This is a genomic window from Microbacterium oleivorans, assembly GCF_001691565.1.
Classification (GTDB): Bacteria; Actinomycetota; Actinomycetes; order Actinomycetales; family Microbacteriaceae; genus Microbacterium; species Microbacterium oleivorans_B.
The window spans coordinates 261,774-284,507 of record NZ_MAYO01000002.1 but is presented as its reverse complement, the minus strand read 5'-3'; the positions used below and the strand labels follow the sequence as shown (position 1 = coordinate 284,507).

Genomic DNA, 22,734 nt, shown 5'->3' with positions numbered 1-22,734 from the left:
GACCTCGACAGCACGACCTCTCGTAACGAAAGGAAACCCGATGGCAAAGCAGTCCATCTTCGGCCGCATCTCCACCCTTGTGAAGGCGAACATTAACGCCCTCCTCGACTCCGCCGAGGATCCGCAGAAGATGCTCGATCAGCTCGTCCGCGACTACACGAACAACATCGCCGACGCCGAGACCGCCATCGCCGAGACCATCGGCAACCTGCGCCTGCTCGAACGCGACCACGACGAGGACGTGAAGGCCGCCGCAGAGTGGGGCAACAAGGCCATCGCCGCGAGCCGCAAGGCCGACGAGCTGCGCTCGGCCGGTAACACGACGGATGCCGACAAGTTCGACAACCTCGCCAAGATCGCCCTGCAGCGTCAGATCAGCGAGGAGAACGAGGCCCGCGCCATCGCTCCGTCGATCGCCGCGCAGACCGAGGTCGTCGAGAAGCTCAAGGACGGCCTCAACGGCATGAAGCAGAAGCTCGACCAGCTTCGCTCGAAGCGCTCCGAGCTGCTCGCCCGCGCGAAGACCGCTGAGGCTCAGAACAAGGTGCACGACGCCGTGAAGTCGATCGACGTACTCGACCCGACGAGCGAGCTCGGCCGGTTCGAGGACAAGGTCCGCCGCCAGGAGGCTCTCGCCGCCGGCAAGGCCGAGATCGCCGCGTCGACGATCGACGCGCAGTTCAACCAGCTCGAGGACCTCGGTGAGCTCACCGAGGTCGAGGCGCGCCTGGCTGCGCTGAAGACCGGTGGCAACGCCGGCGCCATCGAGCAGTAAGACCCGCACGCGAGACGCGGCGCCGGACCCGAGGGTCCGGCGCCGCCGTGCTCCCCCGGAGGCACCCATGACCCGTTTCCTCGTCGTCCCGCAGTGGCAGGGCTCGCCGTCCTCCCGCGCCATGCGCCTCATCGACGGAGCCGAGGCGATCGCGGACGACCTGCCGCGCTCCGCGCTGACCCGTGTGGACGTGCCCGCCGAAGCCGGAGAGGCGGTGGGCACCGGCATCCGTCGCTTCAGTACCCTCACCCGCGTCCGCAACGCCCTCGCCGAGGTTCTCGCTTCCGGTGAGGAACCCGCCGTCGTCATCGGCGGGGACTGCGCAGTCGCCGTGCCGGCGATCGCCGCCGCCGCCGAGCGGCATCCGTCTGTCGCGGTCGTGTGGTTCGACGCCCACGGGGACCTGCACACGCCGGATTCGTCCCCCTCGGGCGCGCTGGCGGGGATGGCTCTGCGGGCGACGATCGAGGCGGGTCCGTTCGTCGCCGACCCGCTCGTACCCGCATCCCGGACCGTCCTCGTCGGGGCACGCGCACTCGACGACGCCGAGGCCGCTCTCCTCGACGGCTCCGAGATGACCACGGTCGCAGCGGACGCCCTCGCCGACGCCGCGTCGCTGGCTGAGGCCGTCGCCGCAACCGGAGCCGACGCGGTCTACGTGCACATCGACCTCGACGTCCTCGACCCCGCCGCGGTCGTCGGAGTCCTCGAACCGGTCCCCTTCGGTGCCGACCCCGCGCACGTCTCCGCGTCGATCGCGCGACTGCGCGAGCGGATGCCGCTCGTCGGCGCCTCGCTGTCCGGGTTCGCCCCGGCGTCGCGGGACGCCGCGGTCGAGGACCTGGGCACGATCCTCCGCCTCCTCGGAGCCCTCGCATGAACCCCGTGCCCCCGGCGGGGTGGGAGGCTCGGGCGCACCGCGCCGTGGCGCGCGGGCGACGGTTCGACCGCTGGATCCCCGGCATTTTGCTCGATTCACCTCTCAGCCGCCTCGGCTACCTCGCGGGGACGGCGTTCGGCTTCGCCTGGGGAACCCTGTGGTCGACGGGCCGCATCGAACGGCGAGCAGGGCTCTGGGTCTTCCGGGGGATGCCGGGGGCCACGTTCGGCCGCGGCGGTGTGTGCGTCGGCGGGTGCTTCCTCACCGGCGACGGTCCCATCGACGATCGGCTACTGCGCCACGAAGCCACGCATCGCGAACAATGGCGGCGGTACGGCATGCTCATGCCGGTCCTGTACCTGTTCGCGGGCCGGAACCCGCTGACGAACCGGTTCGAGATCGAAGCGGGTCTCGCCGACGGGCGCTACATCCCCCGCTGACCACCCGTCACTCGACGAGCGCCCGACGCAGCTCCGCGATCTCGACGGTCGTGAGGCCGTACGCCTGCAGGTACTCGACGACGCTCCCGTAGCGCAGGCGCAGGTCGTCGAACACGGCGCGCATCGCCTCCGCCGGCGACCGGGTCACGAGGTCCTCCAGATGACGCGCCCCCGGGTACCTCTGCCGGAGGTAACGCAGGACGCTCTCGTTCCGCGTCGCGGGAAGCAACGCTTCGGTCCGTGCATAGTCGGCGAGCACGGCGTCGTCGTCCACGCCGGCGGCCGCGAGGATGAGGGCCACGGACAGCCCGGTGCGGTCCTTGCCCACGGTGCAGTGCACGAGCACCGGCTGGACCTCGAGCACGGCGCGCGCCGCCTCGACCAACCGCGACGCGGAACCGTCGACGAGCGCCCGGTACACGTCTCCGAGGGACAGGTCGTCCGCGAAGAACGACGACACCGACCCCGCGTACATCGGGAGGTGCACCGTGTCGATCCCGAGACCGTCGAGCCGCGAGGGTTCCCTGCGCCGTTCGTCGTCGTCGCGCAGGTCCACGATGCGACGGATGCCGAGGCCCGCCACGCGATCTCGTCCCGCCGGCTCGAGGTGAGCGAGGTTGCCGGAGCGGAACAGGACGCCCGAGCGGGTGCGCCTCTCGCCGGCGGACAGGCCCCCGACGTCGCGGAAGTTGAACGTTCCGGGGACGTCGACGACGCTCACGGAGCCGGCGGCGGCGTGCGCCGCTCGGAGACCGGGTACCGGCCGGCGATCGCGATGCGGTTGAACGCGTTGATCGAGACGAGCAGCCAGCTGAGGGCGACGTACTCCTCCTCGGAGAGGATGCCGCCGACACGGTCGTACACCTCGTCGGAGACGCCTTCGTCGTGGATGAAGACGTAGGACTCCGTCAGCTCGAGCGCCGCCCGCTCGCGCTCACTGAAGACACCGGACTCCCGCCAGACGGGCAGCTGCGCGACGACGTCGAGCGTGAGCCCGGCTTTCACGGCCCGGTCGACGTGGACCCGGACGCAGTACGCGCAGCCGTTGAGCTGGGACGCATGGATGAGGGCGAGCTCGCGCAGCCGCGCGTCGATCCCCGCCTCGGCGGCGAGATCCCCGACGGTCGTCGCGAACGCTTCGAGGGCGTCGTAGGCCGGGCGCGCGGCCCGGGCGAGGTGCACGCGGTGGTGATCGCTCATGTCGTCACCCTAGCCGCGGCATCCGCGCCCGGCATCGGCCACAATGGGAACGTGAGCGACGCCGCCTTCGACGAGTTCTCCTACCTCCCCGCGCAGGCGGCCGACATCGGGGTCCCCGTCCCGACCGTGAGTCGTCTGACGCACCGGCTCGCGGACGGTCGTGTGATCAGCGCGCTTCGCTTCGGCGACCCGGATGCCGCACCGGAGGTCACGTTCCTTCACGGGGCCGGACTCAACGCGCACACGTGGGACACGACGGTCCTGCACCTGGGCCTGCCCGCCCTGGTCCTCGATCTGCCCGGGCACGGCGACTCCTCCTGGCGGGACGACGCGCGCTACACCGGCGGGAGCATCGCCGTCGATGTCGCGCCCGCCGTCCACGAGTGGACGAACGGCCACCGGCAGGTCCTCGTCGGGCATTCGCTCGGAGGACTCGCCGCAGCGGCGCTCGCGGCGCGGCATCCGGACCTCGTCCGTTCGGTCGTCCTCGTCGACATCTCCCCCGGTATCGATCCGAACGGGGCGGCATCCTCCATCCGGGCGTTCTTCGCCGGCCCGACGGACTGGGCGAGCCGCGACGAGCTCGTCGAGCGTGCGCTGACGTTCGGACTCGGCGGCACGCGCGAGGCCGCCACCCGAGGCGTCTCCCTGAACTCGCGGGTCCGTCCCGACGGCCGCGTCGAATGGAAGCATCATTTCGCCCACCTCGCGAACCGGCTCGCGGAGGATCCCGACGCGGCGAGCGCCGTCGACGCAGCGCACCGAGCCGAAGCCGGCGTGCTCTCCGCCGCCGGGTGGGACGACCTCGCCGCCGTCACCGCACCGATGACCCTGGTCACGGGAACTCGAGGATTCCTCACAGATGCCGACCGCTCCGAATTCCTGCGGCGCGTTCCGCGCGCCCGGCACACCGAGCTCGACACAGCGCACAACGTCCACGAGGAGCGACCCCGCGAACTCGCGGCGCTCGTCCGTTCCGCTCATGACCGAGCGTGACCGAACTGCGCGCGCGGGACTCTAGGCTGTAACGCGCACCGAGCACCGCGATGGGCCGGCGTCGACGTCGACGCCCATCGATGCCGAAAGGACCCCCCACCCCCATGCTTCGCCGCACCGCTTTGGCCGCCACGGCGCTCCTCGCCGCCGGAGCCCTGTTCCTGTCGGGCTGCACCGGCTCGCAGCCGGCTCCCTCGGGATCCGCGGGCACACCCGACCCCGACGCGACCGTCAACGTGCGCCTCGTGCTCGAGCCCGGCAACCTCGACATCCGCGAGACCGCCGGATCCGCTCTCGACCAGATCCTGATCGACAACGTCTACCAGGGCCTCGTCTCCCGCACCCCCGACCAGAAGATCGTCCCGGCGCTCGCCAGCGACTACGAGGTGTCCGCCGACAAGCTCACCTACACGTTCACGCTGCGCGAGGGCGTCACGTTCCACGACGGGCAGCCGCTCACGCCGCAGGACGTCGTCTGGTCGCTGACGCAGGTCCGCGACACCGCGACGTATCGCGATTCCGCACGCCTGGCCAATGTCTCGGGCATCGCCGCCGACGGGCAGAAGATCACGCTGACCCTGAAGGCGCCCGACTCGACGCTGCTGTGGAGCCTGACCGGCCGTGCTGGCCTCATCCTCAAAGAAGGCGACAAGGTCGACCGCAAGACCGCGGCCAACGGCACCGGTCCGTTCCGGCTCGCCGACTGGCGCGAGGGCGACAGCATCGTCTTCGAGCGGTTCGCCGACTACTGGGGCACCGCTTCCTCCGCCGCCGAGGTCGTCTTCTCGTACGTGAGCGACAACCAGGCCGCGCTCAGCGGTGCCCTGGCGGGCGAGTTCGACGTGCTGACCGGGTTCGACGCAAACCTGAAGGACCAGGTCGAGGCGAACGGCGACTTCTCGCTCGACATCGGCGATTCGACCGACAAGGGCACCCTCGCGTTCAACCAGGCCTCGGGCCCGCTGGCCGACAAGCGCGTACGCAAGGCGATCCGGCAGGCGATCGACAAGACGGCGATCGTCGAGGCTCTCGGCGCCGGAAAGACGATGTACGGTCCCATCCCCTCGCTCGACCCGGGATACGAGGACCTGTCGAAGGTCGCTCCCTTCGACCCCGAGGCCGCACGGAACCTCCTCTCCGAGGCCGGCGCGAAGAACCTCTCCCTGACGCTCACGATCCCCTCGGCGTACGGCACGACGATCCCCCAGATCCTCGTCTCGAACCTGCGCGACGTGGGCATCACCCTCAAGGTCAACCCGGTCGAGTTCCCCACCTGGGTCAACGACGTGTACGTCAACAAGGACTATCAGCTGAGCTTCGTCCTCCACACCGAGGCACGCGACTTCGAGAACTGGGCGAACCCGGACTACTACTTCACCTACGACAATCCCGAAGTCCAGAAGCTCTATGCCGAGGCCGTCGCCGCGACGGACGACGCGGCTGCCGCGGACCTGCTGAAGGAGGCCGCCCGCATCGTCTCCGAGGACGACGCCGCCGACTGGCTCTACAACGGGCAGTCCGTCCTCGCAGTGGCGTCGGACGTCAGCGGGATGCCGACGGTCAACGTGAACGAGCGTCTCAACGTCGCCGAGCTGGCCAAGAGCGAGGGGTGATCCGCTACGCGCTGACGAGACTGGCCCTGCTGGTGCTGGGCCTGTTCGTCGCCAGCGCGCTCATCTTCACCACCCTCCGGATCCTGCCGGGTGACATCGCCCAGCTGATCGCCGGGGTGAACTCCACTCCCGAGCAGCTCGCCGGCATCCGCGAACGTCTGGGACTCGATCGTCCCCTCCCCGTCCAGTACGGGGAGTGGATCGGCGGGATCCTGACCGGCGATCTGGGCAGGTCCCAGCTCACCGGCACACCGGTCGTGTCGGAGCTGCTGCAGAAGGCGGAGGTGACGGTGCCCCTCGGCATCCTCTCGTTCGTCATCGCGCTGCTCGTCGCACTCCCCTTCGGCGTGTACGCCGCCGTGCGCCGGCACCGACCGGACGGCGTCGCCGTCTCGGTCGGCGCCCAGGCCCTCGCCGCGGTCCCCGTCGTCTGGGCGGGAATGATGCTCGTCGTGGTCTTCGCGGTGACCCTGGGATGGCTGCCTGCGCAGGGGTTCCCGCGCGCCGGGTGGGCGGACCCTGCGGCGGCCTTCCGGGCCCTGGTTCTTCCCGCGGTCACGATCGGCGTCGTCGAGGGGGCCGTGCTCCTGCGGTTCGTGCGCTCGGCGACTCTGCAGGCGATGGGTCAGGAGTTCGTCCGGACCGCCGCGGCGAAAGGGCTCACGCGCACGCAGGCACTCCTTCGGCACGGGCTGCCGAGCGTCGGCCTGTCGGTCGTCACTGTGCTGGGCGTGCAGGTCGCGGGGATCATGGTCGGGGCCGTGGTCATCGAGCAGCTGTTCAGCCTGCCCGGCATCGGACGCATGCTCGTCGAGGACACCGGCAACCGCGACCTCGTGAAGGTTCAGGGCGAACTCCTCGTCCTGACCGGCCTCGTCCTCGTGATCGGGTTCCTCGTCGACCTCGTGCATCGCCTCCTCGATCCGCGTCAGCGAGAGGCCGAGTGATGCGGCGAGCGCAGTGGGCGGCACGCGTGTGGGCATCGGGTCCCGGCCGATTCGGAGTGATCGTGGTCCTCGCGATCACCGTCACCGCGATCGTGTCGCTCTTGTGGACCCCGCTCGACCCGCAACGCGTGGACATCGCGAATCGCTGGGCGGGACCGGGCGCCGGACACCTGCTGGGGACGGACGGGTCGGGGCGGGACATCCTCAGTCTGCTCATGGCGGGGGCGCGCACCACGGTGCTCGTCGCCGTGGGAGCCGGCGTCATCGCGACCGTCATCGGGCTCGTGCTCGCCGCCCTCGGAGCGCTCACCCCGCGGCCCGTCCGCGAGGGCGTCACGGTGCTCGTGGACATCCTCATCGCCTTCCCGGTGCTGCTCATCGCCATGATGATCTCGGCGGTGTGGGGCGGGTCGCTTCTGGTCGTCATCGCGTCCGTCGGGATCGGGTTCGGGGTCAACATCGCCCGCGTGACGCGTCCCGAGCTGCGTCGCATCCTCCGGAGCGACTTCGTCCTCGCGGGGCGAGCCTCGGGGCTCACCCCGTCGCAGAACCTCTGGCGTCACCTGCTTCCGAACGTCGCCCCCGTATTCATCGTCCAGCTGTCGTGGGGCATGGCCGTCGCGGTGCTGGCCGAAGCGGGTCTCTCCTACCTCGGATTCGGTGCCCCCCTGACCCAGCCGTCGTGGGGACTGCTCCTCGCCGACCTGCAGCGCTTCATCAGCGTCCACCCCCTGTCGGTGCTCTGGCCGGGACTCGCGATCACGCTCACCGTCCTCGGCTTCAACCTCCTCGGCGACGCGCTGCGCGACGCGACGGATCCGACCCTGTCGCGCGGCTCCGAGCCGCGCGGCACCGAGCCTCCCGCGGCGGTGACGGCATGACTCTCTCGCTCACCGGAGTGACCATCGACATCGCCGGTCACCGCGTCGTCGACGGCGTCGACCTCGAGGTCGGTGACGCAGCGCGCGTCGGCCTGATCGGCGAGTCCGGATCCGGCAAGTCCCTGACCGCCCTCGCCGTCCTCGGCCTCCTGCCCGACGGCGCTCGGGTGGGGGGCAGTATCCGGTGGGACGGCCGGGAGCTGATCGGGATGCCTGACCGCGACCTCGCGCGCCTGCGCGGCGACGAGATCGGCATGGTGTTCCAAGAGCCGCAGACGGCCCTCAACCCCATCCGGACGGTGGGGCGGCAGATCGCCGAATCGATCCGCATCCATCAGCGCGGGGTCTCGCGCGCCGAGGCATGGGCGCGCGCGATCGACGAGGCGCGGCGGGTGAGACTCCCCGATCCGGAAGGTATCGTCCGCCGGTACCCGCACCAGCTCTCGGGCGGACAGCGGCAGCGCGTCGCGATCGCGATGGCACTCGCCTGCCGGCCGCGTCTGCTCATCGCGGATGAACCGACCACCGCCCTCGACGTCACGATCCAGGCCGAGATCCTCGACCTCCTCCACCATCTCGTCGACGAGGACGGGATGTCGCTCGTCTTCATCACGCACGACCTCGCCGTCCTGTCCCAGATCGCGACCGACGCGGTCGTCCTCGAGACGGGCCGCGTGGTCGAAGCGGGACCGCTGCGCACCCTGCTGCGCTCCCCCGCCTCGCCCGTGACGCAGGCGCTGCTCCGTGACGCGACGGCGACCCTCTGGCGACCGGGAGGCCGGGCATGAGCGAACTGATGCGCGCGCGCGGGCTGACGCGCAGGTACCGGATGCCGCGGTCCCGACCGTTCGAGCCGGCGCGATGGACGAGCGCTCTGGACGACGTCGACATCGACGTCCGAGCGGGAAGTGCTCTCGGCGTCATCGGCGAGTCGGGCTCGGGGAAATCGACGCTCGTCCGACTCCTGCTCGGTCTCGACGCGCCGAGCGCGGGCACCGTCGAGTTCGACGGGCGTCCCGTCGACGCATCGGCGTCCGCCCGTTCGCTCCACTGGCTGCGGCGCCGCACCGGCATCGTCTTCCAGGACCCCTACGGGTCCCTCGACCCGCGGATGAGCGTCGGCCGCATCGTCGCCGAGCCGCTCTCGGCCCTCGACATCCCCGGTGATCATCGGGCCCGCGTCCGCGAGGTCCTCGACGACGTGGGGCTGCCCTCGGACGCCGCCGAACGGTTCCCGCACGAGTTCTCAGGCGGCCAGCGGCAGCGCATCGCGCTCGCACGAGCGCTCGTTCACCGCCCCGACGTCCTCGTCGGCGACGAGCCGCTGTCGGCCCTCGACGTGACGGTGCGAGCGCAGATCCTCGACCTCATCCGCGACCTGCGTCGGCGGGACGGTCTCACCCTCGTCATGGTCTCCCACGACATCGGGGTGGTGCAGAACCTCTGCGACGACGTCATCGTCATGACCGGGGGCCGCGTCGTCGAAGAGGGCCCGACCGAGAAGGTGCTGCTCGAACCGCAGGTCGCCTACACGCGGCGGCTGCTCGCCTCGATCCCGGTCATCGATCCGCGGGACCGGTAACCGGACGTCACGCTGTCGGCGGCGGGCACTAGCGTGGCGACATGCACGCCATCGTCCCGCCGTATCTGCTCGCCCGTCTCGCGGCCGCTCCGGCCGAACGATTCCCGCACGCCGTCGCGGCCGCGCGCGCAACCCTGGCGGTCCCTCGCGCCTATGCGCCGATGCGCGCCCACCTCGATCTGTCCGTCGACGGGGACTCGCTCGTCGTCTCGGCCGCTCCCGATCCCGATCGGCTGATCTCCGACGCCGAGAACCGCGAAGAACTGCCCGGCGAGCCCGCCCGTGCCGAGGGTGCCGAGGCGACCGGCGACACGGCGGTCGACGAAGCCTACGACGGCCTCGGCGCGACGTTCGCGTTCCTGTGGGACGCCTTCGAGCGCGTCGGTCTCGACGGGCGCAGCGGCTCGCTCGCCGCCACGGTGCACTACGGCCGCGCCTACGACAACGCGTTCTGGGACGGCGAGCGCATGGTGTTCGGCGACGGCGACGGCGAGGTGTTCGCCGGCTTCACACGATCGCTCAGCGTCATCGCGCACGAACTGGGGCACGGCGTCATCGAATCGGCCGGCGGCTTGGACTACTCGGGACAGTCCGGCGCGCTCAACGAGTCGATCGCCGACGTGTTCGGCGCCCTCGCCGACCAGCACCACCGGGGACAGACGGCGGATGTCGCGACCTGGCTCGTGGGCGCGGAGATCTTCACCGACGCAGTCACCGGCTCCGCCCTCCGCTCGCTCGCGGCCCCCGGCACCGCGTATGACGACGATGTGCTCGGCAGGGACCCGCAGCCCTCTCACATGCGCGATTTCGTCGAGACGTCGGGCGACAACGGCGGCGTCCACATCAATTCCGGCATCCCGAACAAGGCGTTCCACCTGGTCGCAACGGCTCTCGGCGGCTACGCCTGGGAACGCGCCGGGCGCATCTGGTACCTCACCCTCGTCTCCGGCACCCTCTCGGCGGCGTCCACCTTCGCGCAGTTCGCCGCCGCCACCGCCGGCACAGCCGCGTCGGAGTACGGTGAGGACTCTGAGGAGGCCGTCGCCGTCCGCACCGCGTGGGCGAGCGTCGGAGTCGTGGAGGATGCCGCACCCCGTTGATCCGCTGACGATCGTCGTCGTCCGCTCGGGCGGAATCGCCGGCCTCCGCCGCGCCTGGCGCATCGAGGTCGCGGGCGAAGAGGCCGACGCCTGGCTGTCGCTCGTCGACGCATGCCCGTGGGGCGAGGATCCGGCATCCGCTCCCGGGGCCGATCGGTTCTCGTGGGAGGTCGAGGCCGTCCGCGGAGAGGACGATCGCCGTGCGGTCGTCGGCGAGGCCGTCGGCCCGTGGAGCGAGCTCATCCAGCGAGTCCAGACCGACGGCGCAGCCGTGCGGCCGGCGGATCTCAGCGGGAACGCAGACGCGTGAGGAGCGAATCCTTCTTCTTCGGGTTCAGGTGCTTCTGCAGGTAGATCGTGCCGAGCGAGCGCCCGAACTTGACGCCGACCTTGCCCATGCGGCCGACCTCCACGAACCCGAGCCGTTCGTGGAGGGCGAGGGATGCCTCGGCGCCCTTGTCGCTGACGACGGCGACCATCTCGCGGATGCCCTTCTCTTCGCACGCGGCGATGAGGCCCTCCAGGAGAGCCCGACCGAGGCCCTTGCCCGTCGCCGCTTGCCCGAGGTAGATCGAGTTCTCGACGGTGTAGCGGAATCCGCTCTTGCCCGCCCATGGCGAGACGAGTCCGTAGCCGAGGATCTGCCCGTTCGGGGACACGGCGACGAGGAAGGGCAGGCCGAGCTTCGCGAGATAGTCGAACTTCTCGACCCACTGCTTGTGGGACCACCGCTTCTCGTCGAAGGTCACGACCGAGTTCGCCACGTAGTGGTTGTAGATCTCGCGCACATCGGCCATATCGGTGCGGACGGCGGGGCGCAGCTCGAACGAGAACTCCCGCTCGGGCTCGGGACGACGGCGGAGATGACGGGGAAGGCGGCGGCGATCGCGCTCGTACTCGTCCTCCAGCATGCCGCCAGCATACGGCTCAGTCGGGCAGTCGCCAGTCGACGGGAGCCGACCCCTGCGCCTCGAGTAGCTCATTCACCCGCGAGAAGGGTCGCGAGCCGAAGAAGCCGCGCCGCGCCGACAGCGGGGACGGATGCGCCGACTCGACGCGCGGGGTCTCGCCGAGCATCGGGACGAGACTCGCGGCGTCCTTCCCCCAGAGCACGGCGACGAGCGGCTCGGACCGGGCGACGAGCGTCGAGATGGCGTGCGCGGTGACACGCTCCCATCCCCAGCCGCGGTGCGAACCGGCCTCGCCGGGCGCGACGGTGAGGACGCGGTTGAGGAGCATGACGCCCTGATCGGTCCACGCCGAGAGGTCGCCGTGCGACGCCGGCGGCATGCCGAGATCGCTCGAGAGCTCGGCGTAGATGTTCCCGAGGCTCCGCGGCAATGGACGGACGTGGCGGTCGACGGCGAAGGAGAGACCGATCGGATGCCCGGGGGTCGGGTACGGGTCCTGGCCGACGATGAGCACGCGGACGGCGGAGAGCGGGCGCGTGAACGCGCGCAGCACGTGGTCTCCCGCGGGAAGGTAGCCGCGCTCGTCCGCGCGCAACCGGTCTCCCAGTGCCGCGATGTCGGAGGCGACGGGAGCGAGCGCCACGGCCCACTCGGGGTGGATCAGCCCGCCCGCAGCGAGGTCGTCGAGGGAGCGACCGCTCATGCTCCGGCGGGCAGACCCGCGTCCTCCTGGACGACGGTCCCCTGGAACGACCAGGGGAAGTCGATCCATCGGTCGGTCTCGCGCCACGAGTAGTCGGGCATCGCGATGGAGCCGGGCTTCGTGTAGATGCAGACGGAGCGGACGTCGGCGCCGGCGTCCCGGAGCAGCTGGACGGCGAGGGCGAGGGTGCGACCGCTGTCGGCCACGTCGTCGACGAGGAGCACGCGCTTGCCGTCGAGCGCTCCGAGGTCGAGGTCGGGCGGCAGGATCTCGGGAGCATCGAGGACCGTACCGATACCGGTGTAGAACTCGACGTTCAGCGCTCCGCAGCTCTTCACTCCGAGCCCGTAAGCGACTGCTCCCGCCGGGAGGAGCCCGCCTCGGGCGATCGCGACGACGATATCGGGCGCGAACCCGTCCGCGACGATCGCTCGCGCCAGCTCGCGGGTCGCCGCGCCGAAATCATCCCAGGTCAGCGTCTCGCGTTCGGCGGCCACCGGCATCCCTTCGTCCATGGATTCTCAGACTACGACCTGCGCGACGGCGGGCCGCTCCAGCGCTAGGCTCGCGCTCGTGACCGGGATCCCGCGCTCCTCCGCGCCGCTGCTGCGCACGTCCAGCCTGCGTTCGTCGCGGTTGGGTACATCCACGCTGGGCATCACGGCGGGACTCATCGGGTGGTTCATCGTCGTCGAGCTGGTCAGCGGCATCCTGCAGGGGTTCTACGTCCCCCTGTTCAGCGACATCGTCATCCAGCTCGGCATCCGCGATGCGGACGTGAACTGGTTCGAGGCGGGCCAGCTGCTGCTGAGCGCCCTCGTCGTCCCGATCCTCGCCAAGCTCGGCGACATGTTCGGGCACAAGCGCATCCTGCTCGTCGCCGCGATCCTCACGGCCCTCGCGTCCTGGGGACTCGTCTTCGCGGACTCGTTCTGGACGTTCCTCCTGTTCTGGTCGCTCCAGGGCTTCTACGTCGTATGGCTCCCGCTCGAGGTCGCCCTCATCTTCGAACGCGGGCGGGAGCAGAACCGCGGCGTCTCGCTCACCCGCCGCGCGGCGGGGCTCCTCGTCGTCGGGCTCGAAGCCGGGGCGATCATCGGCGCGCTCGCCGCGGGACGCATCTACGCGGCGACGGGCGACCTCGCACTCACCCTCATGGTGCCCGCCGTCGCCGTCTCGCTCGTCGTGATCGTCATCTGGCTGTGGGTGCCGGAATCGACCCCCAGCGGCGAGCGCCGCCTCGACACCGCGGGGGTGGTCCTCCTCGCCTGGGGGCTGCTGCTGGTGACGGGCGCCCTCGCCTGGATGCGGCTCATCGGCGAACTCGGTCTCGGCGCCGGCACGTGGGCGGGGGTCGCGGCGCTGTTCGTGCTCGGCGTCGGCGTACTCGTGTGGTTCGTCCGCCACGAGTTGCGCCACCGGCATCCCGTCGTCGACATGCGCGTCCTCGCCCGTCCCGACATGTGGCCGGTGCAGGCGACGGCGTTCCTCATCGGCATCAGCCTGCTCGGCGCGCAGGGGCCGCTGTCGACCTACGCCGGCACCGATTCGTCGCTCGGTTACGGTCTCGGGCTGGACGCGACGGAGCGCTCGTACGTCATCGGTCTCTACCTCGTGTCCCTCATCGTCGGAGCGGTCCTGTTCGCCGTGACGTCGCGGCGGGTCAGTCCGCGTCTGGCCCTCATCGCCGCCGCCGTCCTCGTCGGGGTCGGGTACGCGCTGTTCCTGCCGTTCCACCTGGAGGTCTGGCAGGTGCTCCTGAACCTGTCGATCGCCGGCATCGGCTGCGGCGCCCTGGTCGGGGCGCTCCCGGCAGCCGCCGCCGCGGCGGCACCCTTCCGCAAGACCGGCGAGGCGTCGGGGATGACGAACACGACGAAGACGATCGGCGGCGCATTCTCGTCCGCCGTCTTCGGCGTCGTGCTCGCCGCAGGCGCCGGGGCCGTCGTCGGGCAGACCGCCGGTTCGCTCGGCGGCTACCTCATCGTGTGGGCCATCTGCGCGGCCGGCGGGTTCCTCGCCGCGCTCCTGCTGCTCCTCGTCCCGAAGGTCGCGTTCGCGGACGCGCCGCCTGCGGGCTGAGGCGGCTCAGCTCTCGACGGTGCGCGGACGCAGTGGTCCCCGGGCCAGCAGGTGCTGCGCGGATTGGGCCACCGGGCGCATCGTGATGAGGTCGAGGTTGACATGGCCGGGGGCGTTGAGCGCATAGGCGACGACGTCGGCCACGTCACCGGCCCTCAGCGGCTCCTCGACGCCGTCGTAGACCTTCTCGGCCGCCGCGCGATCTCCGCCGAGGCGGTTGAGCGAGAACTCCTCGGTCTGCACCATGCCGGGAGCGACCTCGACGACCCGGATCGGCTCGCCGTTCAGTTCGAGTCGCAAGGCGTGCACGAGCATCGCCTCGCCCGCTTTCGCCGCGTTGTAGCCGGCACCGCCGGGATACGCGGTCTGCGCGGCCGTCGAGGTGACGTAGACGGTGTCGGCGTGGCCATCGGCTTCAGCCGCGCGGCGCAGGTGCGGCAGGAGGGCGGAGGTCACGAGCTGCGCCGACAGCACATTGACCTCGAACATCCAGCGCCAGTCGTCCGGGTCGCCGTCCTCGACGCGCTGCGTGCCCCGAGCACCACCCGCGACGTGCACGAGTGCGTGCACGGGACCGGTGTCCTCCAGGTGCGCGGCGAGCGCGGCGACATCGGCTTCGCTCGTCAGGTCAGCGGCGTAGGACCGCGACCCGATCTCGGCGTCGAGAGCTTCCAACCGGGCGGCGCGACGAGCGACGCCGACGACGTCCCACCCGCCCGCGCGGAGCGCGCGGACGACCGCTTCACCGATCCCCGAGCTCGCACCGGTCACCACTGCACGTCGATTCGCCATGTGCTCAACGCTAGTGACTCGGAGGGCGGCGCCGGGCCGCGTCACGTTACGCCGCGTGTCCCGTTCCGTTGTCCCCGCCGCGCGCGACTCGTAACGTCGGTGTCGGGCCCGCGGCATCCGTCGCAGACCACCACCCGACCACACACGCAGGGAGCCCTGTCATGTCCGCACCCGAGAACTGGCGCTTCGAGACCAAGCAGATCCACACCGGCGCCGCTCCGGACCCGGTGACCAAGGCCCGCGCCACGCCGATCTACCAGACGACGTCGTACGTCTTCGACAACGCCGACCACGCCGCGAACCTCTTCGCCCTGGCGGAGTTCGGCAACATCTACACGCGCATCCAGAACCCCACGCAGGACGTCCTCGAGCAGCGCCTCGCGGGTCTCGAGGGCGGCACCGGGGCGCTCGTCCTCTCGAGCGGCCAGGCCGCCTCGACCTTCGCCGTCCTCAACATCGCGCAGGCGGGCGACCACATCGTCTCCTCGAGCTCGATCTACGGAGGTACCTACAACCTCTTCAAATACACGCTCGCCAAGCTCGGCATCGAGACGACGTTCGTCGAGAACCAGGACGACGCCGAGGAGTGGCGCCGCGCCGTCCGCCCGAACACGAAGCTGTTCTTCGCCGAGACGATCGGCAACCCGCAGATCAACGTGCTCGACATCCGCACCGTCGCCGACGTCGCCCACGCCGCCGGCGTGCCGCTCATCGTCGACAACACGATCGCGACGCCCTACCTCATCCGCCCCTTCGAGCACGGTGCCGACATCGTCGTGCACTCGGTCACGAAGTTCCTCGGCGGCCACGGCACGACCATCGGCGGCGTCATCATCGACGGCGGGTCGTTCCCCTGGTCGCAGCACTCCGACCGCTTCCCCGGCCTGACGACTCCGGACGAGTCGTACCACGGAGCGGTGTACACGGATGCCGTGGGTGACGGCCTCGGGTACATCATCAAGGCGCGAGTCCAGTTGCTGCGCGACCTCGGCTCCGCCATCTCGCCGCAGAGCGCGTGGAACCTCATCCAGGGCGTCGAGACGCTGTCACTGCGCATCGAACGTCACGTGCAGAACGCGCAGGAGATCGCGGAGTGGCTCGAGAACCACGCCGACGTCGCCTCGGTCAACTACTCGGGTCTCCCCACCTCGCCCTGGTACGCGGCGGCCAACCGCTACGCCCCCAAGGGCGTCGGCGCGGTCCTGTCATTCGAGCTGAAGGGCGGCGTCTCCGCCGGGCGCGAATTCGTCAACGCGCTCAGCCTGTTCAGCCACCTCGCGAACATCGGCGACGTGCGCTCGCTCGTCATCCACCCGGCATCCACCACCCACTCGCAGCTGACCCCGGAGCAGCAGCTCACCTCAGGCGTCACCCCGGGTCTCGTCCGCCTCTCGGTGGGTCTCGAGAACATCGAGGACCTGAAGGCCGACCTCGACCAGGCCCTCGCCGCCGCGCGCCGGCACTCCGAGGCCGCTCGCGCCTGACCTCCCCTCCTCAGGAGCACGACACCCCGCCCGGGTTCGCCCGCGGCGGGGTGTCGTGCGTCATCCGCAAGGATGATGCGCGCACGACCCGAGGCGGATGGATGAGGACGCGGAGCCGCATAGATTACCGGGATGGACATCAGCACCAAGAAGCGCGCAGTGAACATCGGATTCGGAGTCGGCATCGCCCTGGTCGTCCTCGGAATCTTCGTCATCTGGCTGGCACCGCCGGTGTGGAGCGGGTGGGCGACCTTCGCCGTGGTGGCTGGGGGTCTTTCTGCCCTGACCGGTTTCGTCTTCGCCCTCATCCCCGCCCGCGGTCGGACGTAACACGACGCCGAGCGCGCGCCTCGGCCGGGACAATGGAGACATGGACTGGCAGACCTCGGAAGACACGGTGCCCTCGGCTCCGGTGACCGAGGCCGACGCCCGGTTGCTCCTCGGGCGTCCGCCGGCGACCGGTGCCTGGCGCGACGGCGACCCCGTCGGCGAGCGCCGGTTCGCGCAGTTCGGCGCGTTCACCACCGAGAGCGGGGCGAGCCTTCCCGGCATCCGTCTCGCCTACGAGACGTGGGGTGAACTCTCCCCGACTCGCGACAACGCCGTGCTGATCCTGCACGCCCTGACGGGTGACAGCCACGTCCGCGGAGACGCCGTCCCGGGTCATGCGACCGACGGATGGTGGGGCGACGTCGTGGGCCCCGGCGCCCCGATCGACACCGACCGCTGGTTCGTCGTCGCCCCGAACATGCTGGGCGGATGCCAGGGTTCGACCGGCCCCGCGAGCATCGCCCCGGACGGCTACGAGTGGGCGTCCCGCTTCCCGTTCCTCACGATCCGCGACCAGGTCGCCGCGCAGGTCATGCTCGCGGACGCCCTCGGAATCGACGTCTGGGCGGGGGTCATCGGCGGCTCGATGGGCGGCATGCACGCCCTCGAGTGGGTGGTGGGGCATCCGGAGCGGGTCGAGCGCCTCGGCGTGCTGTGCTCCCCGCCGACGACGACGGCGGACCAGGTCGCGCTGAACTCCGTCCAGCTCGCGGCGATCCAGATGGACCCGCGCTTCGCCGGCGGCAACTACTACGACGCCCCCGACGGCGACGGCCCGCACCGCGGGCTGGCGCTCGCGCGGCGCATGGCGCTGTTGAACTACCGCACACCCACCGAACTCAATCAGCGGTTCCAACGGTCGTGGCAGTCCGACAAGAGCCCCTTCGGCGAGGGCGGCCGGTACGCCGTCGAGAGCTACCTCGACTTCCACGGGAATCGATTCACGCGCCGGTTCGACGCCAACTCCTACCTGGCCCTCGTCGAGGCGATGAACTCGCACGACGTCGGCCGGGATCGTGGTGGCGTCGAGGAGGCCCTCGCCCGCGTGACAGCACGCACCCTCGTGCTCGGGGTCGACAGCGACCGGCTGTTCCCCGTCGAGGGGCAGCACCGCATCAGCCGCGGCATCCGGACCACCATCGACGATGACACGGTCGTCCTCGCGAGCGACTTCGGCCACGACGGCTTCCTCATCGAGACCGATCAAGTCGGACGTCACCTGCGACGCCTGCTCGAGAGCTGAGGCTCGGTTATCGCGGCGCCAGGTCGGGCGAGATCCGCGTGCCGAACGTGTGGCGCAGCGCCGAGCGGGCCGCGTGCCAGCCTGCCAGGCCGTGTACGCCGGGCCCCGGACTCGTCGATGCCGAGCACAGGTAGACGCCGTCCAGAGGCGTGCGCCACGGCTCGGGTGACACGACCGGCCGTTTGAGGAGCTGCCACAGGGCGGGGGCCCCGGCTGCGATGTCACCGCCCGGGTAGTTCGGATTCTCGGCCTCGACCTCGACGGCGTTCCGGGACTTCATGCCGACGATCAGATCGCGGAAGCCGGGCGCGAACCGCTCGATCTGCCGGATGACGGCCTCGGCGCGGTCGGCCGTACTGCCGGACGGCACGTGCGTGTACGTCCAGAGCACGTGACCGCCCGCCGGCGCACGGGACGGGTCGAACCCCGACGGCTGCGCCACCAGGACGTAGGGCGCGTCCGGCAGTCCGCCGCGCGAGATGAGGTTCTCGGATGCCGCCATCTCGGCGCGCGTGCCGCCGACATGCACCGTGCCGGCCGAGCGGACCTCATCGTTGGCCCACGGGACGGGACCGGACAGGGCGAAATCGACCTTCGCGACCGCGCCGCCGTAGCGGAAGCGTTCGAGCGCGCCTCGGTAGCCGGCGGGCACGGCGTCGCCGGCGATCCGCAGGAAGTCGCGGGGGATGACGTCGAGCAGGACGGCCTTCGCCTCGGGCAGCTCCCGCAGCGATTCGACCTCGACGTCGGTCATGATCTCGCCGCCGTGCGCGCGCAGGTCGTCCGCCATCGCGTCGACGATGCTCTGGCTGCCGCCGATCGGGATCGGCCAGCCTCGCGCGTGCCCGTAGGTCGAGAGCGCGAGCCCCGCCCCGGCGGCGGCGAGACTCGGCAGGGAGAGGATCGTGTGCGCGGCGACGCCCGTGAGCAGGGCGGGTGCGGCGTCCTCCCGGAACCGGGCGTTCCACGCTCCGCTCCCCTGCTCCAGGGTCCGCAGGCCGAACCACACGGCCGCGATGGGGTCGGCGGGCACGCGGATGAGCGCGTGCCCCGTGAAGTCCGCGACACCGGACGCATGGTCCACGAGCGGACGCATCAGGCGGGCGTACGCGTCGCCGTCGCGGCCGAGCGTGGCGGCTGTGCGGTCGAGGTCGCGGTAGGCGATCGCCGCGCGTCCGCCGTCGAGCGGCTGCGCGAACGAGGCATCCGGGACGGCGAAGTCCACCCGCTGCCGCAGCCCGAACTCGCGGAAGAACCGACTCTCGAACGCGAGCGGGTGCACCGCCGAGCAGACGTCGTGCCGGTACCCGGGGAGCGTCATCTCCATCGTCCGCGCGCCGCCGCCGATGGTGCCGCCCTTCTCGTACACGCGCACGGCGAGGCCGGCACGGGCCAGCGTGACTGCGGCGGCGAGCCCGTTCGGGCCCGCGCCGACGATGATCGCGTCGAGGTCGCTCACTCGCCGACGCCCTCGTCCTCGGCGGTCGTCTCGTCGGTCGGTCGCGCGGAGCGGCCTTCGGCGAGGTAGGCGAGGCGGTGCAGGGTCTCGGCGTTCCGCAGCTGCAGAGCGACGTCGAGGATCGCCGTCGGGATGAGGCTCCCGGGTCCGGCGACGGCCTCCTCTTGGATCCTGACGACCGCCCCGTCCGGGTGTGGCCTCACCTGGATGTCGACCTGCGCCTCACCCATCGGCCACCCCTTCGCGCGGAGGAGGATGTGACGCGGCGGGTCGTAGGCCAGCACCTCGGTCTCGTCGTCGATGAGGACCGGCCACACACCGAACGAGTGGTGCAGGTGTGAACCCACCCGAGGCCAGGTCTCGGCGACCTCGCGCATCCGCGACGCGCCGACGACCCACGAGGGGAAGAGCCACCCGTCGGCGAGGACGGCGAAGACATCGTCAGGGGTGCAGGCGAACACGCGCGAGTTGCGGGACATGCCTCGACGCTATCGACTCGCGGTGCGCGCGACGGACGGGGTTGCGCCCTCCGTCAGAGCGTGTCAGACACCGGCCGGCGTCCGCGCGGCCGATCGCCGCTCGACCGTAACGCTGGCCACGCCGATCACGAGGCCGCCGAGGGCGAGCAGCAGACCCACCCAGACCGGAGCAGTGAAGCCGAGTCCGGCGGCGATGACCGCGCCGCCGAGAGCCGCACCGACCGCGTTGCCCGTGTTGAACGCCGAGTGGTTCAGCGCCGCGGCGATCGACTGGTTGTCGCCGGCGACGTCCATGAGCCGTGTCTGGACAGTGGGACTCACGGCCGACGAGGCGAACGCCACCGCGAAGACGAAGACGACGACGGTCACGATCCAGCCCGCGGTCAGAGCGAGGAGCAGCTGCGTCACGACGAGGAGGGCCAGCAGTCCGATCATCGATCGGACGAGGTTGACGTCGGCGAGATGGCCGCCGACCAGGTTCCCGGCGGTCATCCCGAGTCCCAGGACGACGAGCACGATCGGGACGAGCCAGGCGGGAGCCCCCGCCGCCTCCGTCACCAGGGGCGAGACGTAGGTGTACACCGCGAAGAAGCCGCCGAACCCGATGGCACCGATCCCGAGGGCGAACCAGACCTGCGGGATGCGGAACACCTTGAGCTCCGCCCGAAGGGTCCGCGACGGTTCGCCCGGCCGGTGCGGCACGGTGAGGGCGATGGCGAGCGTCGCGGCGGCGAAGATGACGACGACCATCACGAACGCCCAGCGCCAGCCGAGGTTCTGACCGAGGAACGTGCCGAGCGGAACGCCCACGACGTTCGCCACCGTGAGCCCCGTGAGGACGAAGGCGACGCCCTTGGCGCGGTTCCCCGGCCCCATGACGTCGGCGGCGACGAGAGCGCCGATCCCGAAGTAGGCGCCGTGCGGGAGGCCGGCCAGAAGGCGGGACGCCGCGACCAGCTCGAACGTCGGCAGGATCAGCGTCAGCGCGTTGCAGACGGTCAGCGCACCGGCGAGGAGGATCATCACGCGATGGCGCGGGTATTTCGCGACGGATGCCGCGATCGTCGGGGCTCCGATGACGACGCCGAGCGCGTAGAGCGTGATGAGCCAACCCGCCTGGGCGATGGCATCCTCCTGCGACGCGACCCACGCCGTGGGCAGCAGTTCGCGAGCGATCTCGGGGAGGAGCCCCATGACGACGAACTCCGTCATCCCGATGGCGAAGCTGCCGATGGCGAGCGCCAGGAGGGCGCGACGGGGGCGGGCAGGAGCGGAAGTCACTCCGGGATCGTAGTCTGGCTCCCCTCCTGCGGACGAATCGATTCGAGCGCGGACTCGAGCCGCTCGATCTTGCCGTCGATCTCGCCCGTATAGCCGGGGCGGATGTCGGCCTTCAGGACGAGCGAGACGCGGGAGCCGAACCGCTGCACGGCGTCGACGGCGCCCTTGACGACGGCCATGACCTCGTCCCACTCCCCTTCGATCTCGGTGAACATGCTCGTGGTCCGGTGCGGCAGCCCAGAGCCGCGGACGACGGCGACGGCCGCTGCCACGGCGTCATGGACGGAACCGTCCGGGTTGCCGTTGCCGGACGGGGCGACGGAGAAGGCGACGATCATGGAGACCTCCGGATCAGGGGATGGAGCGGACGGGGAGACGACACAGGCGCACGACCATCCACACCATCAGCACGACGAGTGCGAGGTTGCGGAGCGTCAGCACGGCGACGGCGACGATCTCGGGCGAGACGATGCCGTTGTACAGCACGGGGTAGACGAGCTGGGTCAGTGCGGCGGACAGGAGAACGAGGATGCCGGGCGCCACCCATCGGCGACGATCCACCACGAGACCGAAGACGACGATCGCGAACAGCCACGTCTGGAACTGAGGTGAGCCGACCTTGTTGACGACGATGAGGACGGTCGTGAGCGCCAGCCCCATGGTGGGGAACAGCCGCACGAAGGCCGCGTTCCTCCGGACCTTGACGACGCCGACCGCAACGACTGCGCCGGCGGCCAGCACGAGAGCCGGGGTCATGATGGCCGATACGACCTCGAGGAGGGGGCCCGTGACCTGGAAGGTGAGGATGCCCTGGTCGTAGTAGACCGTCCACCCCTCGAGACCCAGAAGCGCACCCCACAGGTAGACGGCGCTCACCGGGGCCTCCACCTGCAGCCCGCGCCCGGTCTGCCCGGTCACGAAACCGAGCGCATGATCGGCACCGCCCGCCGCGACGACGACCCCGAGGACGACCACGCTCACAAGGGCTCCGGCGCCGAGGACGACGCTGCGCCGCCGCACCGCGACCACCGCGGTCGCCACGAGGGCGGCAGGCCAGATCTTGATCCAGGTCGCGGCCGCGAGCAGAGCAGCGGCGACACCCGGCCGGCGCAGAAGCCACAGGCATCCGAGGATCGCCAGCGGAACGGACACCGCGTCGATCCGGTACATCCCCACGGGCCCGAGGGCGACGATCGCCGCGAGCCAGAACCCCGCCGCGCACCGGCGTCCGATCGATCGGCCCGAGCCGATCAGCACGGCGAAAGCCACCGCGTCGAGGAGGGTCACGAGGATCGCCCACCCGACGGTGTAGCTCCCGACGAGCGCTCCGGGAAGATGCGAGACGAGCATCGGCAGGAGCGCGAGGTGCGGGTAGACCCAGTCCTGCGTGACGCCCACGATCCCACCGCCCGAGAAGACGGCACGCGACCACGGCTCGTAGACCCGGTAGACATCGCCCATCGGCTCGTTCGGCAGCAGGAAGCCGAGCGCGCCGACGACGAGGTGGACGAGGGCGAACGCGGCCCACCCCAGCACGCGGTTCGTCACGCCTCCAG

The 22,734-nt window shown here is 70.8% G+C and carries 26 protein-coding genes; 15 read left to right on the top strand and 11 right to left on the bottom strand.

The window, feature by feature from the left end; translation table 11 throughout:
* The first annotated feature begins 40 nt into the window (after positions 1-40).
* The 3 genes from BBA86_RS01615 (at position 41) to BBA86_RS01605 (ending at position 2,095) form a co-directional block, all read left to right on the top strand.
* Complete coding sequence (locus BBA86_RS01615; protein WP_065569950.1) at positions 41-775, top strand: PspA/IM30 family protein; 735 nt, start codon at positions 41-43, stop codon at positions 773-775.
* A gap of 67 nt (positions 776-842) precedes the next feature.
* On the top strand, positions 843-1,655 hold the full coding sequence (locus tag BBA86_RS01610) for an arginase family protein (RefSeq protein ID WP_065569949.1): 813 nt from the start codon (positions 843-845) through the stop codon (positions 1,653-1,655).
* Complete coding sequence (locus tag BBA86_RS01605) at positions 1,652-2,095, top strand: Fe-S oxidoreductase (protein ID WP_065569948.1); 444 nt, start codon at positions 1,652-1,654, stop codon at positions 2,093-2,095. The genes BBA86_RS01610 and BBA86_RS01605 overlap by 4 nt, the downstream gene beginning before the upstream one ends.
* 7 nt (positions 2,096-2,102) lie before the next feature.
* Here BBA86_RS01605 and BBA86_RS01600 read toward each other — a convergent pair whose 3' ends face one another.
* Both BBA86_RS01600 and BBA86_RS01595 read right to left on the bottom strand, forming a co-directional pair.
* Positions 2,103-2,816 carry a tyrosine-protein phosphatase gene (locus tag BBA86_RS01600; RefSeq protein ID WP_065569947.1) on the bottom strand — a complete coding sequence of 238 codons (714 nt, stop codon included), beginning with the start codon at positions 2,814-2,816 and terminating at the stop codon, positions 2,103-2,105.
* A complete protein-coding gene (locus BBA86_RS01595; protein ID WP_065569946.1) occupies positions 2,813-3,295 on the bottom strand; it encodes a carboxymuconolactone decarboxylase family protein in 483 nt (160 codons plus the stop codon). The genes BBA86_RS01600 and BBA86_RS01595 overlap by 4 nt, the downstream gene beginning before the upstream one ends.
* 51 nt (positions 3,296-3,346) lie before the next feature.
* Here BBA86_RS01595 and BBA86_RS01590 point away from each other — a divergent pair, with 51 nt between their 5' ends.
* The 8 genes from BBA86_RS01590 to BBA86_RS01555 all read left to right on the top strand — a co-directional run bounded on the left by BBA86_RS01590 (position 3,347) and on the right by BBA86_RS01555 (position 10,724).
* A complete protein-coding gene (locus BBA86_RS01590; RefSeq protein ID WP_065570159.1) occupies positions 3,347-4,291 on the top strand; it encodes an alpha/beta fold hydrolase in 945 nt (314 codons plus the stop codon).
* 104 nt (positions 4,292-4,395) lie between these two features.
* A complete protein-coding gene (locus BBA86_RS01585; RefSeq protein WP_065569945.1) occupies positions 4,396-5,904 on the top strand; it encodes an ABC transporter substrate-binding protein in 1,509 nt (502 codons plus the stop codon).
* Entirely contained in the window at positions 5,901-6,851 is a 951-nt protein-coding gene (locus tag BBA86_RS01580; RefSeq protein WP_065569944.1) for an ABC transporter permease, read from the top strand. Before BBA86_RS01585 ends, BBA86_RS01580 begins: the two co-directional genes overlap by 4 nt.
* Positions 6,851-7,732, top strand: a complete 882-nt coding sequence (locus BBA86_RS01575; RefSeq protein WP_065569943.1) for an ABC transporter permease — start codon at positions 6,851-6,853, stop codon at positions 7,730-7,732. Before BBA86_RS01580 ends, BBA86_RS01575 begins: the two co-directional genes overlap by 1 nt.
* On the top strand, positions 7,729-8,520 hold the full coding sequence (locus BBA86_RS01570) for an ABC transporter ATP-binding protein (protein ID WP_065569942.1): 792 nt from the start codon (positions 7,729-7,731) through the stop codon (positions 8,518-8,520). Before BBA86_RS01575 ends, BBA86_RS01570 begins: the two co-directional genes overlap by 4 nt.
* The gene (locus BBA86_RS01565; protein WP_223246992.1) at positions 8,517-9,314 is read left to right on the top strand and encodes an ABC transporter ATP-binding protein; all 798 of its coding nucleotides are present in this window, start codon (positions 8,517-8,519) and stop codon (positions 9,312-9,314) included. Before BBA86_RS01570 ends, BBA86_RS01565 begins: the two co-directional genes overlap by 4 nt.
* A gap of 41 nt (positions 9,315-9,355) precedes the next feature.
* Complete coding sequence (locus BBA86_RS01560; protein WP_065569941.1) at positions 9,356-10,414, top strand: M4 family metallopeptidase; 1,059 nt, start codon at positions 9,356-9,358, stop codon at positions 10,412-10,414.
* The gene (locus BBA86_RS01555) at positions 10,398-10,724 is read left to right on the top strand and encodes a protealysin inhibitor emfourin (RefSeq protein ID WP_065569940.1); all 327 of its coding nucleotides are present in this window, start codon (positions 10,398-10,400) and stop codon (positions 10,722-10,724) included. The genes BBA86_RS01560 and BBA86_RS01555 overlap by 17 nt, the downstream gene beginning before the upstream one ends.
* Here the strand turns inward: BBA86_RS01555 and BBA86_RS01550 are convergent.
* The 3 genes from BBA86_RS01550 to BBA86_RS01540 are packed head-to-tail and all read right to left on the bottom strand — an operon-like array spanning position 10,702 to position 12,543.
* Positions 10,702-11,325, bottom strand: a complete 624-nt coding sequence (locus tag BBA86_RS01550; protein WP_065569939.1) for a GNAT family N-acetyltransferase — start codon at positions 11,323-11,325, stop codon at positions 10,702-10,704. The two genes, BBA86_RS01555 and BBA86_RS01550, sit on opposite strands and share 23 nt — an antisense overlap.
* 16 nt (positions 11,326-11,341) lie before the next feature.
* Entirely contained in the window at positions 11,342-12,028 is a 687-nt protein-coding gene (locus BBA86_RS01545; RefSeq protein ID WP_065569938.1) for a uracil-DNA glycosylase, read from the bottom strand.
* Complete coding sequence (locus BBA86_RS01540) at positions 12,025-12,543, bottom strand: phosphoribosyltransferase (protein WP_065569937.1); 519 nt, start codon at positions 12,541-12,543, stop codon at positions 12,025-12,027. The genes BBA86_RS01545 and BBA86_RS01540 overlap by 4 nt, the downstream gene beginning before the upstream one ends.
* Before the next feature lie 121 nt (positions 12,544-12,664).
* On the opposite strand from BBA86_RS01540, the gene BBA86_RS01535 reads away from it, so the two are divergent.
* On the top strand, positions 12,665-14,110 hold the full coding sequence (locus tag BBA86_RS01535) for an MFS transporter (RefSeq protein WP_065570157.1): 1,446 nt from the start codon (positions 12,665-12,667) through the stop codon (positions 14,108-14,110).
* 6 nt (positions 14,111-14,116) lie between these two features.
* On the opposite strand, the gene BBA86_RS01530 is transcribed toward BBA86_RS01535, so the two are convergent.
* Positions 14,117-14,902, bottom strand: a complete 786-nt coding sequence (locus BBA86_RS01530; protein WP_189318398.1) for an SDR family oxidoreductase — start codon at positions 14,900-14,902, stop codon at positions 14,117-14,119.
* Between the two features lie 161 nt (positions 14,903-15,063).
* Between BBA86_RS01530 and BBA86_RS01525 the strand changes: the two genes are divergently transcribed.
* From BBA86_RS01525 to BBA86_RS01515, 3 genes are all read left to right on the top strand, one after another.
* Complete coding sequence (locus BBA86_RS01525) at positions 15,064-16,386, top strand: bifunctional o-acetylhomoserine/o-acetylserine sulfhydrylase (RefSeq protein WP_065569935.1); 1,323 nt, start codon at positions 15,064-15,066, stop codon at positions 16,384-16,386.
* A 132-nt stretch (positions 16,387-16,518) separates the two neighbouring features.
* Complete coding sequence (locus tag BBA86_RS01520) at positions 16,519-16,716, top strand: hypothetical protein (protein ID WP_065569934.1); 198 nt, start codon at positions 16,519-16,521, stop codon at positions 16,714-16,716.
* A 40-nt stretch (positions 16,717-16,756) separates the two neighbouring features.
* Positions 16,757-17,959, top strand: coding sequence for a homoserine O-acetyltransferase MetX (locus BBA86_RS01515; protein ID WP_065569933.1), 1,203 nt, complete (start codon positions 16,757-16,759; stop codon positions 17,957-17,959).
* Between the two features lie 7 nt (positions 17,960-17,966).
* Here the strand turns inward: BBA86_RS01515 and BBA86_RS01510 are convergent, their stop codons facing one another.
* The 5 genes from BBA86_RS01510 to BBA86_RS01490 form a co-directional block, all read right to left on the bottom strand.
* Positions 17,967-19,418 carry a phytoene desaturase family protein gene (locus tag BBA86_RS01510; protein ID WP_065569932.1) on the bottom strand — a complete coding sequence of 484 codons (1,452 nt, stop codon included), beginning with the start codon at positions 19,416-19,418 and terminating at the stop codon, positions 17,967-17,969.
* Complete coding sequence (locus tag BBA86_RS01505; RefSeq protein WP_065569931.1) at positions 19,415-19,897, bottom strand: SRPBCC family protein; 483 nt, start codon at positions 19,895-19,897, stop codon at positions 19,415-19,417. The genes BBA86_RS01510 and BBA86_RS01505 overlap by 4 nt, the downstream gene beginning before the upstream one ends.
* Positions 19,898-19,960: 63 nt before the next feature.
* A complete protein-coding gene (locus tag BBA86_RS01500; protein WP_065569930.1) occupies positions 19,961-21,178 on the bottom strand; it encodes an MFS transporter in 1,218 nt (405 codons plus the stop codon).
* Positions 21,175-21,516 (bottom strand): MTH1187 family thiamine-binding protein, encoded by a 342-nt coding sequence (locus BBA86_RS01495; protein WP_065569929.1) that lies wholly within the window; start codon positions 21,514-21,516, stop codon positions 21,175-21,177. Before BBA86_RS01495 ends, BBA86_RS01500 begins: the two co-directional genes overlap by 4 nt.
* A gap of 13 nt (positions 21,517-21,529) precedes the next feature.
* Positions 21,530-22,726, bottom strand: a complete 1,197-nt coding sequence (locus BBA86_RS01490) for a glycosyltransferase 87 family protein (RefSeq protein WP_065569928.1) — start codon at positions 22,724-22,726, stop codon at positions 21,530-21,532.
* Positions 22,727-22,734: the final 8 nt, after the last annotated feature.